Annotated in this window: 16 protein-coding genes; 11 read left to right on the top strand and 5 right to left on the bottom strand. The window is 67.5% G+C overall.

What is annotated here, in order from left to right:
* Positions 1-11: 11 nt before the first annotated feature.
* The 3 genes from A7U43_RS24370 to A7U43_RS24360 all read right to left on the bottom strand — a co-directional run bounded on the left by A7U43_RS24370 (position 12) and on the right by A7U43_RS24360 (position 4,522).
* Positions 12-1,607: an acyl-CoA carboxylase subunit beta gene (locus tag A7U43_RS24370; protein ID WP_068000117.1), complete on the bottom strand. Its 1,596-nt coding sequence runs from the start codon at positions 1,605-1,607 to the stop codon at positions 12-14.
* Positions 1,604-2,752: an acyl-CoA dehydrogenase family protein gene (locus A7U43_RS24365; RefSeq protein WP_068000115.1), complete on the bottom strand. Its 1,149-nt coding sequence runs from the start codon at positions 2,750-2,752 to the stop codon at positions 1,604-1,606. Before A7U43_RS24365 ends, A7U43_RS24370 begins: the two co-directional genes overlap by 4 nt.
* An 84-nt stretch (positions 2,753-2,836) precedes the next feature.
* Positions 2,837-4,522: an acyclic terpene utilization AtuA family protein gene (locus tag A7U43_RS24360; RefSeq protein ID WP_197500096.1), complete on the bottom strand. Its 1,686-nt coding sequence runs from the start codon at positions 4,520-4,522 to the stop codon at positions 2,837-2,839.
* A 259-nt stretch (positions 4,523-4,781) separates the two neighbouring features.
* Here A7U43_RS24360 and rpmF point away from each other — a divergent pair, with 259 nt between their 5' ends.
* The 11 genes from rpmF (at position 4,782) to A7U43_RS24310 (ending at position 13,094) form a co-directional block, all read left to right on the top strand.
* Complete coding sequence (rpmF, locus tag A7U43_RS24355; RefSeq protein WP_057168308.1) at positions 4,782-4,955, top strand: 50S ribosomal protein L32; 174 nt, start codon at positions 4,782-4,784, stop codon at positions 4,953-4,955.
* A 57-nt stretch (positions 4,956-5,012) separates the two neighbouring features.
* On the top strand, positions 5,013-5,702 hold the full coding sequence (locus A7U43_RS24350) for a response regulator transcription factor (protein ID WP_068003666.1): 690 nt from the start codon (positions 5,013-5,015) through the stop codon (positions 5,700-5,702).
* Positions 5,702-7,231, top strand: coding sequence for a HAMP domain-containing sensor histidine kinase (locus A7U43_RS24345; protein ID WP_411289685.1), 1,530 nt, complete (start codon positions 5,702-5,704; stop codon positions 7,229-7,231). Before A7U43_RS24350 ends, A7U43_RS24345 begins: the two co-directional genes overlap by 1 nt.
* Positions 7,232-7,388: 157 nt before the next feature.
* On the top strand, positions 7,389-8,681 hold the full coding sequence (locus tag A7U43_RS24340) for a S1C family serine protease (RefSeq protein ID WP_068000113.1): 1,293 nt from the start codon (positions 7,389-7,391) through the stop codon (positions 8,679-8,681).
* A 62-nt stretch (positions 8,682-8,743) separates the two neighbouring features.
* Entirely contained in the window at positions 8,744-9,238 is a 495-nt protein-coding gene (locus A7U43_RS24335) for a MogA/MoaB family molybdenum cofactor biosynthesis protein (RefSeq protein ID WP_068000111.1), read from the top strand.
* A gap of 130 nt (positions 9,239-9,368) precedes the next feature.
* Positions 9,369-9,527: a hypothetical protein gene (locus A7U43_RS30135; protein WP_197500111.1), complete on the top strand. Its 159-nt coding sequence runs from the start codon at positions 9,369-9,371 to the stop codon at positions 9,525-9,527.
* 378 nt (positions 9,528-9,905) lie between these two features.
* The gene (locus A7U43_RS24330) at positions 9,906-10,559 is read left to right on the top strand and encodes an MspA family porin (RefSeq protein WP_068000108.1); all 654 of its coding nucleotides are present in this window, start codon (positions 9,906-9,908) and stop codon (positions 10,557-10,559) included.
* Positions 10,560-10,659: 100 nt separating this feature from the next.
* Entirely contained in the window at positions 10,660-11,013 is a 354-nt protein-coding gene (locus A7U43_RS24325; RefSeq protein WP_068000106.1) for a hypothetical protein, read from the top strand.
* Between the two features lie 539 nt (positions 11,014-11,552).
* Positions 11,553-12,206, top strand: a complete 654-nt coding sequence (locus A7U43_RS24320) for an MspA family porin (protein ID WP_068000104.1) — start codon at positions 11,553-11,555, stop codon at positions 12,204-12,206.
* Between the two features lie 25 nt (positions 12,207-12,231).
* Positions 12,232-12,585, top strand: coding sequence for a hypothetical protein (locus tag A7U43_RS24315; protein WP_068000102.1), 354 nt, complete (start codon positions 12,232-12,234; stop codon positions 12,583-12,585).
* A gap of 158 nt (positions 12,586-12,743) precedes the next feature.
* Positions 12,744-13,094: a hypothetical protein gene (locus tag A7U43_RS24310; protein WP_068003660.1), complete on the top strand. Its 351-nt coding sequence runs from the start codon at positions 12,744-12,746 to the stop codon at positions 13,092-13,094.
* A gap of 69 nt (positions 13,095-13,163) precedes the next feature.
* Here A7U43_RS24310 and mscL read toward each other — a convergent pair whose 3' ends face one another.
* Both mscL and A7U43_RS24300 read right to left on the bottom strand, forming a co-directional pair.
* Positions 13,164-13,571, bottom strand: coding sequence for a large-conductance mechanosensitive channel protein MscL (gene mscL, locus A7U43_RS24305; RefSeq protein ID WP_068003657.1), 408 nt, complete (start codon positions 13,569-13,571; stop codon positions 13,164-13,166).
* Between the two features lie 72 nt (positions 13,572-13,643).
* Entirely contained in the window at positions 13,644-14,303 is a 660-nt protein-coding gene (locus A7U43_RS24300; protein WP_068000100.1) for an SAF domain-containing protein, read from the bottom strand.
* Between the last annotated feature and the right edge of the window lie 56 nt (positions 14,304-14,359).

Below are 14,359 nucleotides of genomic sequence, written 5' to 3'. Positions count from 1 at the left end.
GTCGGCAACCCCTACATCCGGAAGACGCCGAAGTTCGACGTCCCCTCGACAGGTCCACTCGCGATGGCGGACAGGCACATTCCGAGCACGGTGCGGGTGTCCCGTGGATCGATCACACCGTCGTCGTAGAGCCGGCCGGACAGGAACATCGGCAGCGACTCGGCCTCGATCTGGGCCTCCACGGCGGCGCGCAGCGCGGCGTCGGCGGCCTCGTCGACCTGCTGGCCGCGGGCCTGCGCGGCGGCGCGGCTGACAATCGAGAGCACACCGGCCAACTGGGTGCCGCCCATCACCGCGGATTTCGCACTCGGCCAGGCGAACAGGAAGCGTGGGTCATAGGCGCGCCCGCACATCCCGTAGTGCCCGGCGCCGTAGGAGGCGCCGATCAGCAGCGAGATGTGCGGCACCGTCGAGTTGGAGACGGCGTTGATCATCATCGATCCGTGTTTGATCATCCCGCCCTCCTCATACGCCTTGCCGACCATGTAGCCGGTGGTGTTGTGCAGGAACAGCAATGGTGTGTTCGCCCGGTTGGCCAGCTGGATGAACTGGGTGGCCTTCTGTGACTCCTCGGAGAACAGCACGCCGCGGGCATTGGCCAGGATGCCGATCGGATAGCCGTAGAGGGTGGCCCAGCCGGTGACCAACGACGACCCGTAGAGCGGTTTGAACTCGTCGAAGTCCGATCCGTCGACGATGCGGGCGATCACGTCGCGCGGGTCGAACGGGATGCGCAGATCGGCGCCGACGATGCCGAGCAGTTCCTCGGCGTCGTACTCGGGTTCGACGACCGGCACCGGCGCCGGACCCTGTTTGTGCCAGTTCAGCCGCGCCACGATGCGCCGTCCGATCCGGATGGCGTCGAGCTCGTCGTTGGCCAGGCAGTCGCCCAGTCCGGATGTGCGGGCGTGCATCTCGGCGCCGCCCAGGGATTCGTCGTCGGATTCCTCGCCGGTGGCCATCTTCACCAGCGGCGGTCCGGCGAGGAACACCTTCGAGCGTTCCCGGATCATCACCACGTGGTCCGACATGCCGGGCACGTAGGCGCCGCCGGCGGTGGAGTTACCGAAGACCAGTGCGATGGTGGGGATCCCGGCGGCGGACAATCTGGTCAGGTCGCGGAACATCTGCCCGCCTGGGATGAAGATCTCCTTCTGAGTGGGCAGGTCCGCGCCGCCGGATTCCACCAGGGAGACCACCGGGAGCCGGTTCTCCCGTGCGATCTGGTTGGCGCGCAGGATTTTCTTCAACGTCCACGGGTTGCTGGTGCCGCCCTTGACGGTGGGGTCGTTCGCGACGATCAGACACTCGACGCCTTCGACCGCGCCGATCCCGGTGACCACGCTGGCGCCGACGCTGAAGTCGGTGCCCCAGGCGGCCAGCGGGCTGAGCTCCAGGAACGGGGAGTCCGGATCCAGCAGCAGTTCGACGCGTTCACGCGCGGTCAGCTTGCCCCGGGCGTGGTGGCGGTCGACGTATTTCGCGCCGCCGCCGGCGAGGCTGCGGTCGTGTTCGGCGGCCAGCTCGGTGAGCTTGACCGCCATCGCGTCGGCGGCTTCGGCGTAGGCCGACGAACGCGGGTCCAGGGTGGATCTCAGTCGGGTCATTGCAAGCCCATCGTCTTGGCCGCCAGCGAGGTGAGGATCTCGGTGGTGCCGCCGCCGATGCCGAGGATGCGCATATCGCGGTACTGGCGCTCCACTTCGGATTCGGCCATGTAGCCCATCCCGCCGAACAATTGGACGGCTTGGTTGGCCACCCACTCACCGGCCTCCACGGCGGTGTTCTTGGCGAAGCAGACCTCGGTGATCAGGTTCGTCTCGCCGGCCATCTCGCGCTCCACCAGGCGGTGGGTGTACACCCGGGCCACATCGATCCGCCGCGCCATGTCGGCCAACGTGTTCTGCACGGCCTGCCGGGTGATCAGCGGCCGGCCGAAGGTCTCCCGGTCGCGGCACCACTGCACGGTCAGGTCCAGGCACCGTTGCGCGCCGGCGTAGGCCTGAGCGGCCAGGCCCACCCGCTCGCTGACGAACGCGCCGGCGATCTGCAGGAAGCCGGTGTTCTCGGCGCCGACCAGGTTCGCGGCCGGCACCCGGACGTCGGTGTAGGACAGCTCGGCGGTATCGCTGGAGCGCCAGCCCATCTTGTCGAGCTTGCGGCTCACCGCGAAGCCGGGGGTGTTCTTGTCGACCACGAGCAGGGAGACGCCGGCCGCCCCCGGGCCGCCGGTGCGCACCGCGGTCACCACGTAGTCGGCGCGCACCCCGGAGGTGATGTAGGTCTTGGCGCCGTTGACGACGAACTCGTCACCCTCGCGGACCGCTTTCGTGGTCAGGTGCCCGACGTCCGAGCCGCCGCCGGGTTCGGTGATCGCCAGCGATCCGATCAGCTCGCCGCGCAGGGTGGGGCGCACGTAGGTGTCGATCAGTCGCCGGTCGCCGGAGGCGATCATGTGTGGCACCGCGATACCGCAGGTGAACAGGGAAGCGAACGTTCCGCCGGGGACCCCGGCCTGGTGCAGTTCCTCGCAGATGATCACCGCGTCGGCACTGTCACCGCCACCCCCGCCGACGGATTCGGGGTAGGGCGCACCGAGTAGCCCGGCCGCACCCGCCAACAGATGCAGTTCGCGGGGGATTTCACCGCTGCGTTCCCAGTCCTGTGCGTGGGGCAGGATCTCGCGTTCGGCGAACGCCCGCACCGTCTTTCGTAGATCGTCGCGTTCGGGGGAATGCCAGATATCGGTCACAAGCTTGTCCTCATCGCTCGGCTCTCCCTTGCTCCGGTCCTCGCTCGTGCCTCGCTGCGATCCTCACGCGGGTTCGCCTTCGCATCACAACAGCCTTTCCGGGATGTCGACGTATCGGGATCGCAGCCATTCGCCGAGCCCCTTGGCCTGCGGGTCGAACCGTGCCTGGTAGGCGACGCCGCGGCCGAGGATGTCCTCGATGACGAAGTTCACCGCCCGCAGGTTGGGCAGCAGATGCCGGGTGACCGGCAGATCGGCGGTTTCGGGGAGCAGTTCGCGCAACTTCTGCACGGTGAGAGTGTGTGCCAGCCAGTGCCATTCGGACTGAGTACGCACCCACACCCCGACGTTGGCCGAGCCGCCCTTGTCGCCGCTGCGGGCACCGGCGATGCGGCCCAGCGGAGCCCGCACGGTGCGGCCGGGGTCCAGGGGTTCCGGTGGCGCGGGATCGTCGAGGGGTGCCAGTACCCGGGTTTCGGTGGCGGGCGCGATATCGACGCGGGTGCCGTCGGCGTGCACCGCGATATGGGGCACCTCGGTGGCGTCCACGTACCCCGGGGTGAACACCCCGTAGACCTGGCCGTCCCCGGGCGGGGCGGTGGAGGTGAATCCGGGATAGCTGGCCAGCGCCAGTTCCACTGCGGCCGAGGAGAACTGGCGCCCCACGATCTTCGGGTCGGGGTCGCGGACCACGCAGTGCAGCAGCGCGCTGGCGGTCTCCTCGGTATCGGCATCGGGATGGTCGGTGCGGGCCAGCGTCCACTGCAGCTCGGCGGGCCGGACCGTGAGGTGGCTTTCCAACTGGGATCTGATCAGCTCGGCCTTGGCGTCGATGTCCAGGCCGGTCAGCACGAAGGACGTGGCGTTGCGGAAACCGCCGATGCTGTTCAGGGAGACCTTCAGGGTCTGGGGAGGCGGCTCGCCGCGCACGCCGCTGACCCGGACCCGGTCGGGACCGGCGGCGGAGAGCGCGACGGAGTCCAGTCGCAGGGTGACGTCCGGATTGGGGTAGCGGGCGCCGGCGATCTCATAGAGCAGTTGGGCGGTGACGGTGTCGACGCTGACAAGTCCGCCGGTGCCGGGTTGCTTGGTGATGACCGAGGAGCCGTCGGAGGCGATCTCGGCGATCGGGAAGCCGGGGTGTCGCAGGTCGGCTATCTCGGTGAAGAAGGAGAAGTTGCCGCCGGTGGCCTGCGTGCCGCACTCGATGATGTGGCCGGCCGCGACAGCGCCGGCGAGCGCGTCGTAGTCGGTGCGTGCCCAGCCGAAGTGGGCGGCGGCCGGGCCGACGATCACCGAGGCGTCGGTGACGCGGCCGGTGACGACGATGTCGGCGCCGGAGTCCAGGCACTCGGCGATGCCCCAGGCGCCCAGGTAGGCGTTGGCGGCCAGGGGTGCCGCGCCCAAGCCCAGCTCGGCAGCCCGCGCGACGAGGTCGTCGCCCTCGACATGGGCGACGTCGACACTGACTCCGAGGCGGTCGGCGAGATCGCGCACCGCGGTGGCCAGTGCACCCGGGTTGAGGCCGCCGGCGTTCGCCACGATCTTGACGCCTTTGTCGACGGCGAGCCCGAGGGTGTCCTCCAGTTGGCGCAGGAAGGTCTTGGCGTAGCCGAGCCCGGGATCCCTGGCCCGGTCCCGGGCGAGGATCAGCATCGTGAGTTCGGCCAGGTAGTCGCCGGTGAGGTAGTCGAGCTCGCCACCTTCGAGCATCTCGCGCATGGCGGCGATGCGGTCACCGTAGAACCCCGAGCAGTTGCCGATTCGCACCGCCGCAGACTGCACCCGAACTCCCATCGCGTTTCCACCAACCGGTAGGTAGGTTAGTCGGTACCGACGGTACCGCGTCAAGGGGTAGGCCCCGATCCGTTCGCCGTCACCAGTCTCGCGCAGCGGCAACGTCGGCAGAGGGAAACCGCGCACGTTCCTTCGCGGTTTGGAGGCATCCGTCGGTGCGGGCTATCCTGTGGTGCAAAGTGCCGTCGCTGTTCGCTGCGCGGCGGAAACCCCGCAAGAGGAGATCTCCAACATGGCTGTGCCCAAGCGCCGGATGTCGCGCTCGAACACCCGTAGCCGCCGGTCGCAGTGGAAGACCGAGGCCGTCGGCCTGGTCAACGTCGCCGTGGGCGGCCAGCAGCGCAAGGTGCCGCGTCGCCTGCTCAAGGCCGCTCGCCTCGGCCTGGTCGACCTCGACCGCAAGTAACCGCTCCAGCGGCGCGCCTCTCAGGTCGCTCTCAGACAGAGGGATGACACTGTGGCTGTGCGCATTCTTGTCGTTGATGACGATCGCGCGGTGCGCGAATCTCTGCGCCGGTCGCTTTCGTTCAATGGATACTCCGTCGAGCTCGCCCAAGATGGTGTCGAGGCCCTCGAGGCGATCTCCAGTGATCGACCGGACGCCCTTGTCCTGGACGTGATGATGCCGAGGCTGGACGGCCTCGAAGTGTGTCGGCATCTCCGCAGTACCGGTGATGATCTGCCGATCCTGGTGCTCACCGCGCGGGATTCGGTCTCCGAGCGGGTGGCCGGGCTGGATGCGGGAGCCGATGACTACCTGCCCAAACCCTTCGCCTTGGAGGAACTGCTGGCCCGGATGCGCGCCCTGCTGCGCCGCCGCGCCCTGCCGGAGGAGAACGCCGATTCCCGGGCGCTGACCTTCTCCGATCTGAGCCTGGACCCGGTGACCCGTGAGGTGTCCCGCGGCGAACGGCAGATCAGCCTGACCCGCACCGAGTTCTCGCTGCTGGAAATGCTGATCGCCAACCCCCGGCGGGTCCTGACCCGCAGCCGCATCCTGGAGGAAGTCTGGGGATTCGACTTCCCGACCTCGGGAAATGCGCTGGAGGTGTACGTCGGTTACCTGCGTCGTAAGACGGAGGCCGAGGGTGAACCGCGGCTCATCCACACCGTGCGCGGGGTGGGTTATGTGCTGCGGGAAACCCCGCCCTGATGCGGCTGTTCAAGAAGCCGGTGTTCCGATCCGACAGCCAGCGCCGGTACACCAGAAACGTCAGCGCGGTCTCGCTGCGCTGGCGGGTGATGTTGCTGGCGATGTCGATGGTCGCGATGGTCGTGGTGCTGATGGCCGTCGCCGTGTATGCCGTCGTGTCCCGTTCCGTCTACGACGACATCGACACCCAGCTGCACAGCCGCGCACAACTGCTCATCGAGAGCGGGTCGCTGGCCGCGGACCCCGGCAAGGCCATCGAGGGCACCGCCTACTCCGACGTCAACGCCATGCTGGTCAGCCCGGGACGCTATATCTACACCGCGAATCAGCAGGGCCAGACGCTGCCGCTCGGTGCGCCGGAAAAGGCCGTCGTGCAGGGTGAGCTGCTGATGTCGCTGCGCACCGTGAACAACCAGCGGGTACTGGCGGTGCACCTGGCCGACGGCAATTCCCTGCTGATCTCCAAGAGTCTGGCGCCCACCCTGGCGCTGCTGAACCGGCTGGGCACGGTGCTGGCGATCGTCGGCGCCTCCGGCATGGCGGTGGCCGCGATATCCGGCGGCATGGTCGCCCGCGCCGGTCTGCGCCCGGTGGCGCGACTGACCCAGGCCGCCGAGCGGGTCGCCCGCACCGACGATCTGCGGCCCATCCCGGTCGTCGGCACCGACGAGTTGGCCCGCCTCACCGATGCCTTCAACATGATGTTGCGGGCGCTGGCCGAATCCCGCGAGCGTCAGTCCCGGCTGGTGACCGACGCCGGGCACGAACTGCGTACCCCGCTGACCTCCCTGCGCACCAATGTCGAGCTGCTGATGGCCGCCCAGGCCCCGGGGGCCCCGCCGTTGCCGGAGGGGGAGATGGCCGAATTGCAGGCCGACGTGATCGCCCAGATCGAGGAATTGTCCACCCTGGTGGGCGATCTGGTGGATCTCACCCGAGATGAAGCCGGGGTGGTGATCCGGGAGAAGGTCGACCTGTCCGATGTCGTGGATCGCGCCCTGGAGCGAGTTCGCCGCCGCCGCAACGATATCGAGTTCGACGTGGACATGATCGACTGGCAGGTCGACGGTGATCTCGCGGGGCTGTCCCGAGCGGTGCTCAACGTGCTCGACAACGCCGCGAAGTGGAGCCCGCCCGATGCCACGGTGCTGGTGCGGTTGTGGCAACGGGATGCGCTGCATGCGGAGCTCATGATCGCCGATATGGGTCCGGGTATCCCGCCGCAGGAACGCGAGCTCGTGTTCGAACGGTTCTACCGCTCGACATCGGCGCGCGCGATGCCCGGTTCCGGTCTCGGGCTGGCGATCGTCAAGCAGGTGGTGCTCAAACACGGTGGCACGCTTCACGTTGAGGACACCGTGCCCGGAGGGGAGCCGTCGGGCACCTCGGTGCGCATCGTGCTGCCGGGCCGGCGGGTGCTGGCGGAGAGCGCCACCGCGACCGCTCCGTTCCAGGTGGCCACCGGCACGCTGCCGACACGCGGGGACACATCGATGGACGCGACGTCCTCGGGCGCCGACAATAGATAAGGTTCGCCCGGGGGGGTGATGTGGGGAATCTTCAGAAACTGATTGGGCCCCTGTGCGCCATTCTCTAAGTGGATTCTCAGCCCGACGCGGCACTGTATGGCTGTCCGATGCGTTGAACAGATAACTGAACCGCTGAAAAGAAAGAGCGCCGAGCGATATGACGAACGACCCGAGGTACACGCCGCCTCCGGCCCAGCCCGGCTATGAGAGCAATCCCACCAGCTATTCCACCCAGCGCAGCACGTATCAACAGGGCTACCAGCAACCCTATGACTGGCGCTACGCCCAGCAGGGCCAGCAGCCGCGGCCGCAGTACGATCCGTACCGCCCCACCGGAGCCACTCAGGTTCGGCCCCAGAAACGTTCGCGCGCAGGCGCTTTGGTGGCCGGTGCCGCCGCGATCGCAGTCGTCTCCGCGGGTATCGGTGGCGGGGTGGCTGTGCTGGCTCAGCCCGACCGGCCGTCCACCAGCTTCTCCAGCGCCGGCGGCGCCACACCCGGTGTTCCGGCGGCCAGCCTGCCGGTGGGTTCCGTGGAACAGGTCGCGGCCAAGGTTGTGCCCAGCGTCGTCAAGCTCGAGACGAATCTCGGCCGGGCCTCCGAAGAGGGATCGGGCATCATCCTGTCCACCGACGGTCTGATCCTCACCAACAACCACGTCGTCGCCACCGAGGGTGCGCCCGGCGGGCGTCCGCAGACCAAGGTCACCTTCGCCGACGGCCGGACCGCGCCGTTCACGGTGGTCGGAACCGATCCCAGCAGCGATATCGCGGTGGTCCGTGCCGAGGGGGTGTCGGGTCTGACACCGATCGCCCTCGGATCTTCCGGGGACTTGCGGGTCGGCCAGGACGTCGTCGCGATCGGCTCCCCGCTGGGCCTGGAGGGCACCGTGACCGTCGGCATCGTCAGTGCACTGAACCGTCCGGTGGCCGCCGGCGGGAACAGCCGCGACCAGAACACCGTGCTGGATGCCATCCAGACCGACGCCGCGATCAACCCAGGCAACTCCGGTGGCGCGCTGGTCAATATGAACGGTGAGTTGGTCGGCGTGAACTCCGCGATCGCCACCCTGGGCGGTGCTTCCGCGGAATCCCAGAGCGGTTCGATCGGCCTCGGGTTCGCCATCCCGGTGGACCAGGCCAAACGGATCGCCGACGAACTGGTGCAGAACGGCACCGCATCGCACGCCTCGCTCGGGGTGCAGGTGGGCAACGACGCATCGGTGGACGGCGCGAAGATCGTCGAGGTCACCGAGGGTGGCGCGGCGGCGGCGGCCGGACTGCCCAGCGGTGTGGTGGTGACCAAGGTGGACGGACGCGTAATCAACAGCGCCGACGCTCTCGTGGCGGCGGTGCGCTCGAAGGCGCCGGGCACCAAGGTGACCTTGACCTACCAAGGGTCCGGCGGACCCGAGACCCTGGACGTGACGCTCGGAAAGGCGCAGCAGTGACCCGGGGAGTGGAGGCGACCTTGCCTGGGTCACTGTCGTCGGCCGGATATACGGTGACAGGCATGGAACAACCTGGGGAATTGGTCGGGCGGGCGCTCGTCGTCGTCGTCGACGACCGGACGGCACACGGCGAAGAGGATCACAGCGGACCGTTGGTCACCGAGTTGCTCGGTGAGAGCGGTTTCCTGGTGGACGGGGTGGTGGTGGTGTCCGCCGACGAGGTGGAGATCCGTAATGCACTCAACACCGCGGTCATCGGTGGTGTCGATCTGGTGATCTCGGTCGGCGGCACCGGCGTGAGCCCTCGCGATGTGACCCCGGAAGCGACCGTCGACCTGCTCGACCGCGAGCTGCTGGGCATCTCCGAGGCGCTGCGCGCCTCCGGGCTGTCCGCGGGCATCGTGGATGCGGGCGTATCGCGCGGGCTGGCCGGCATCTCCGGCAGCACCCTGGTGGTGAACATCGCCGGGTCACGCGCCGCGGTCCGCGACGGCATGGCCACATTGAACCCATTGGCCGTTCAGGTCATCGGGCAGCTGTCGAGCCTCGACATCTGAGGCTGCCGAGAATGGGTATGCAGGCGGCAATCATGCAGGTCCACGCACCCTTTTCAAGCGCGACAGGTTACAAGCAGATGAACGGTCATCCCACCCTGAATGTGACGTTGGTCACAAGAGGTACCGCCTCGTGACCGGGGCGACACGGCCGTCGAAGGATGCAGTTAACGCGATCTTCGGCGAGGAAATGCCGCGTACCACCAAGGACGAGCGCGAGGGCAACGCCCCGGATGAGGGTTACGACCGGGAAAGGTGGCTCCGGGACAACGTCCCGCCGCACCACGGCTGACCAGTAATTTCCCCCTGATCGGCTGGAATCGTCCCGATTCCAGCCGATCACTGCTTTTTGTCCGACCTGTGAGGCAAACCGCGGCGTGCCCCGTCGGTGCGCTGGTCACGACACCGCGAATACTGCTGTATGGCCATCCCAGCAAACCTGGGGGCCCGTGATGGGCGGGTTCTGGCGATGGGACCTACGCGTTGCCGGGTTGATGGAGCACCGTTATGTTCCTCGTGTCAACGATGAGCAAATCGTAAGAGCAACATGTGGAGTTTCTAATTCGCATCACATGGAGGTCTTGCAAGGTGTGAAGTCTCGGTTAGGGCCGGGATCCGCATCGACAAACACGGTTGACAGCACACCAACCGTCGGCAGCTTAGGGAGAACATGAAGACAATCAGTCGGGTGCTGATCGCGATGATCGCGGCCATTGCGTCGCTGTTCGTGAGCACGGGCACCTCCAACGCGGGTCTGGACAACGAGCTGAGCCTCGTGGATGGCAAGGACCGGACCCTGACCATTCAGCAGTGGGACACTTTCCTCAATGGTGTGTTTCCGCTGGATCGCAACCGCCTGACGCGTGAGTGGTTCCACTCGGGCAAGGCGAAGTACATCGTGTCGGGTCCGGGCGCTGAGGACTTCGAGGGTGTGCTGGAGCTGGGTTACCAGGTCGGCTTCCCGTGGTCGCTGGGTGTGGGTATCAACTTCAGCTACACCACCCCGAACATCGCGTTCGACGGCCAGGACTACGGCTACGTGGGCCCCGGCGGCGTTGACTTCGACCTGATCCCCGCCATCGTGACCCCGCCGCTGTTCCCCGGCGCCTCGATCAGCGCTGACCTCGGCAACGGCCCGGGCATCCAGGAAGTTGCGACCTTCTCCGCTGACGTCGCCGGCGAGAGCGGCGCGGTTGCGGTCTCCAACGCGCACGGCACCGTGACCGGTGCTGCCGGTGGCGTGCTGCTGCGCCCCTACGCCCGCCTCATCGCCGCAGAGGGTGACAGCGTCACCACCTACGGCGAGCCCTGGAACATGAACTGACGGTTCACTCCTGACCCCGACGTCGCCGTGTGGTCCGTGCTCCGACAGGCGGGCCGCATGGCGGCGACAGGGCCCTAAAAAGCAGGGAAGGAAAGGGTTCATGGCCCTATCGAAAAAGTTTGTGGTTCTCGGGTTCGGTTCGTTCGCCGGTGCGACGCTGCTGGCCGGTCTGGGTAGTGCGACCGCAGGTGCCGAGGTCGAGGAATCGGCGCCAGCCCCGTACGTGACCAGTCGGCAGGCTCTGCTGATCGACGACAACGCGCTGCGGGTGGCCGATTACGGCGAGGCCCGCGGGTTCCTGGACACGCGCAATGCCGAGGCCGGCATCGTGCACGCCCAGGGCGAGGGTGTGCACGTGGACACCGTCAAGGCGGTGCCGGGCACCAAGGCGGCACCGTTCAACCTGGAAGCCAACGGCGCGTTCGTCTTCAGCCCGCCCATCGGCGACTGGTGACCGACATTTCGTGAGTTCGACGCAAACACCCGGCCCGGGGTTCCTCTCGGCCGGGTGTTTTGCTGTCTCCGGTCGTCCGGTGGTCGACGAGCGCGCTGCGGACGCGCCGACGGCAAACGCCGATCGCGGCGCAGGGCACGCTGGGCACATAGCGTGAACGGCCGGTAAATTCTCGGGTTTTCGAGTGTGATCTGCGCCATCGGTGACGCGCCGAATCGGCGTTTGAGGGGCCTCGCCGCAACCGCATGGTTAACCGACCTGTTCTCCAGCTTGCGGCCGGTCCGTGATCCGTGTGGGCGGGTGGTGCGGCGCACCGTGCCGGTAGATCCCTGATGACGTGCTGCGATGCCGGCGACCGGGTTCGGCCGGGACTGTGCACGCAACGTATCCAGCTAACTTCATCCCGGCCCTCACCTAGGTGTCGAATTCGGATCCGCTCGCGTTGCTGAAACGGCGGATCGCCGCTAATTTCCTCGTGTCAACGGTGAGCGGAATGCGCATCGACCAGTCCATCGAGTGCAGGACCACTAAGGGAGAAGATGAAGGTATTCAGTCGGGTGCTGATCGCGATGATCGCGGCCATTGCGTCGCTGTTCGTGAGCACGGGCACCTCCAACGCGGGTCTGGACAACGAGCTGAGCCTCGTGGATGGCAAGGACCGGACCCTGACCATTCAGCAGTGGGACACCTTCCTCAATGGTGTGTTTCCGCTGGATCGCAACCGCCTGACGCGTGAGTGGTTCCACTCGGGCAAGGCGAAGTACATCGTGTCGGGTCCGGGCGCTGAGGACTTCGAGGGTGTGCTGGAGCTGGGTTACCAGGTCGGCTTCCCGTGGTCGCTGGGTGTGGGTATCAACTTCAGCTACACCACCCCGAACATCGCGTTCGACGGCCAGGACTACGGAACTCTGGGGCCGGCCGGGATCGACTTCGACCTGATCCCCGCCATCGTGACCCCGCCGCTGTTCCCCGGCGCCTCGATCAGCGCTGACCTCGGCAACGGCCCGGGCATCCAGGAAGTTGCGACCTTCTCCGCTGACGTCGCCGGCGCCAGTGGTGCGGTTGCGGTCTCCAACGCGCACGGCACCGTGACCGGTGCTGCCGGTGGCGTGCTGCTGCGCCCCTACGCCCGCCTCATCGCCTCGGAGGGTGACAGTGTCACCACCTACGGCGAGCCCTGGAACATGAACTGACGACGGGGTGAGGAAGGCGAATCTCATGGCCCATTCGAAGAAGTTGGCCGTTCTCGGGTTCGGTACGTTCGCGGGTGCGACGGTGTTGGCCGGTCTGGGTAGTGCGACCGCGAGTGCCGAGGTCGAGGAATCGGCACCGGCACCCTATGTGACCAGCCGGCAGGCTCTGCTGGTCGACGACAACGCGCTGCGGGTGGCCGATTACGGCCAGGCGCGTGGGTTCCTGGACACCCGGTCGGCGGATGCCGGCATCGTGCACGCGCAGGGTGAGGGTGTGCACGTGGACACCATCAAGGCGGTGCCGGGCACCACGGCGGCCCCGTTCAACCTGGAGTCCAACGGCGCGTTCGTCTTCAGCCCGCCGATCGGCGACTGGTGACCGACGTTTCGTGAGCTCGACGCAGACGCCCGGCCGGGGCTTCCCCGGCCGGGCGTTTTGCCTGCTCGGCCCCGAACCCGCAACTCACAGGTGTTGCCCAGGCTACTATTGGGAAACCAGAGGTTAACGCTGGTCAACTTATGTGGGAAGTGGTGGTCATGGCGCTATCGATGAAGCTGGCTGTGCTGGGGTTCGGTTCGTTCGCGGGAGCGACGGTGTTGGCCGGTCTGGGTGCTGGCACCGCTGCGGCGGAGGTCGAGGAATCGGCGCCCGCCCCGTTCGTCACCAGTCGGCAGGCGATCCTGATCGACGACAATGCGCTGCGGGTGGCCGATTACGGCGAGGCCCGCGGGTTCCTGGACACCCGCAACGCCGAGTCCGGCATCGTGCACGCCCAGGGCGCGGGCAACAAGGACACCGTCAAGGCGGTGCCGGGCACCAAGGCGGCACCGTTCAACCTGGCCGCCAACGGCGCGTTCATCTTCAGCCCGCCCATCGGGGACTGGTGACCGTCGTTCACCAGACATCACCCACACGAACGCCCGGCTGAGCTCAGCCGGGCGTTCGTGTGTCACGGTTCAGGCGTCGGGATCGACCCGTTCGGTCGCCGAGCGGCCCGGGCTGTTGGCGAGCAGGTCGCGAATCTCGGTGAGCAGCACCACCTCGGCCTCGACGGTCTCCTCTTCCTTCTTGCGGAACTTGCTGTACGGCAACACGACCAGGAAGTACACGACGGCCGCCACGAGAACGAAATTGATCGTTGCCGACAGCAACACGTTCAGGTCGATGGTCTGATCGCCGCCGATCGGGATGCGCAGGATGCCGTAGTCGGACTCGCCGCCGGCGCCGATCCGGTCGATCAGCGGCTGGATGATGCTCTCGGTGAACTTGGTGACGAGCGCGGTGAACGCGGTGCCGATGACCACGGCGATCGAGAGATCGACGATGTTGCCGCGCAAGAGGAATTCCTTGAAACCCTTGATCATGCGGGGACCCTTCCAGCAGATGATGGTGTACAGGCGACACGCAAACACTAACCGAGCAGGTGCCGGCCGATGTCAGTGAAAGGTGACGGTGATCTGCCGGGTCAGCGCGGCGCCGGCCACCGCGTTGGCGGCATGACGGGGCAACGCCACCAGCACCACCCGGCCGGGGGAACCTGCTGGGCCCGTGGGTTCGGCGGAGACCAGGGTCACGACGGCTTCGGTCGCGACCACTTCCGGCGCGGTGTCCGGCCCGGCGTCGGTGCTCCCTGCCGCCAGCACATCGACGATGTCGCCGGGCCGGATCAGCGCGACCAGTGCCTCGTCGGCGAGGTGCAGCGGCACGATGCGGGCGTCGGGCCCGACGCTGGCCTCGGTCAGCCGCGAACCGAGCAGCCGGACATCGGTCAGCACTTCACCGCGCCGGGCCGGTCCGGAGAGGGTGGCGCCGAGCACGATGGCGATATCGCCAGTCGCACCGTCGGGGACGGTTGTCGCCAAGCGTGTTTCGACGCCGACATCGCCGGCCGTCAGTGCGGTCCCCGGCGGGAGGTCGCGCAGGGCGATGACGACATCGGTGCGCACCCCGGCCGGGTCCGGTCGGAACGCGGCGACGGCGGCCAGCGTCACCAGCAGCCCGGCGGCGATCCGGCGGGCCGCCACGGTGCGCGTCCAGTCCGGGCGCAGCGCTCGGCGCAGCCGGGTCAGCGCCGATGGATCCAGTGATTCCCCCACCGGGGCAACGCTAGGCCGGTGCGGCCGAAGACGGCAGCCGACCAGCGGGCTGCCTG

The sequence above is a fragment of the Mycobacterium adipatum genome (genome assembly GCF_001644575.1).
Lineage (GTDB): Bacteria > Actinomycetota > Actinomycetes > Mycobacteriales > Mycobacteriaceae > Mycobacterium > Mycobacterium adipatum.
This window is presented reverse-complemented; position numbering and strand designations above follow the sequence as displayed.

Coding starts and splice junctions, on each gene's coding strand:
- A7U43_RS24370 (WP_068000117.1), bottom strand. CDS start 1,607: ATGACCCGACTGAGATCCACCCTGGACCCGCGTTCGTCGGCCTACGCC.
- rpmF (WP_057168308.1), top strand. CDS start 4,782: ATGGCTGTGCCCAAGCGCCGGATGTCGCGCTCGAACACCCGTAGCCGC.
- A7U43_RS24345 (WP_411289685.1), top strand. CDS start 5,702: ATGCGGCTGTTCAAGAAGCCGGTGTTCCGATCCGACAGCCAGCGCCGG.
- A7U43_RS24340 (WP_068000113.1), top strand. CDS start 7,389: ATGACGAACGACCCGAGGTACACGCCGCCTCCGGCCCAGCCCGGCTAT.
- A7U43_RS24335 (WP_068000111.1), top strand. CDS start 8,744: ATGGAACAACCTGGGGAATTGGTCGGGCGGGCGCTCGTCGTCGTCGTC.
- A7U43_RS24330 (WP_068000108.1), top strand. CDS start 9,906: ATGAAGACAATCAGTCGGGTGCTGATCGCGATGATCGCGGCCATTGCG.
- A7U43_RS24325 (WP_068000106.1), top strand. CDS start 10,660: ATGGCCCTATCGAAAAAGTTTGTGGTTCTCGGGTTCGGTTCGTTCGCC.
- A7U43_RS24320 (WP_068000104.1), top strand. CDS start 11,553: ATGAAGGTATTCAGTCGGGTGCTGATCGCGATGATCGCGGCCATTGCG.
- A7U43_RS24315 (WP_068000102.1), top strand. CDS start 12,232: ATGGCCCATTCGAAGAAGTTGGCCGTTCTCGGGTTCGGTACGTTCGCG.
- A7U43_RS24310 (WP_068003660.1), top strand. CDS start 12,744: ATGGCGCTATCGATGAAGCTGGCTGTGCTGGGGTTCGGTTCGTTCGCG.
- mscL (WP_068003657.1), bottom strand. CDS start 13,571: ATGATCAAGGGTTTCAAGGAATTCCTCTTGCGCGGCAACATCGTCGAT.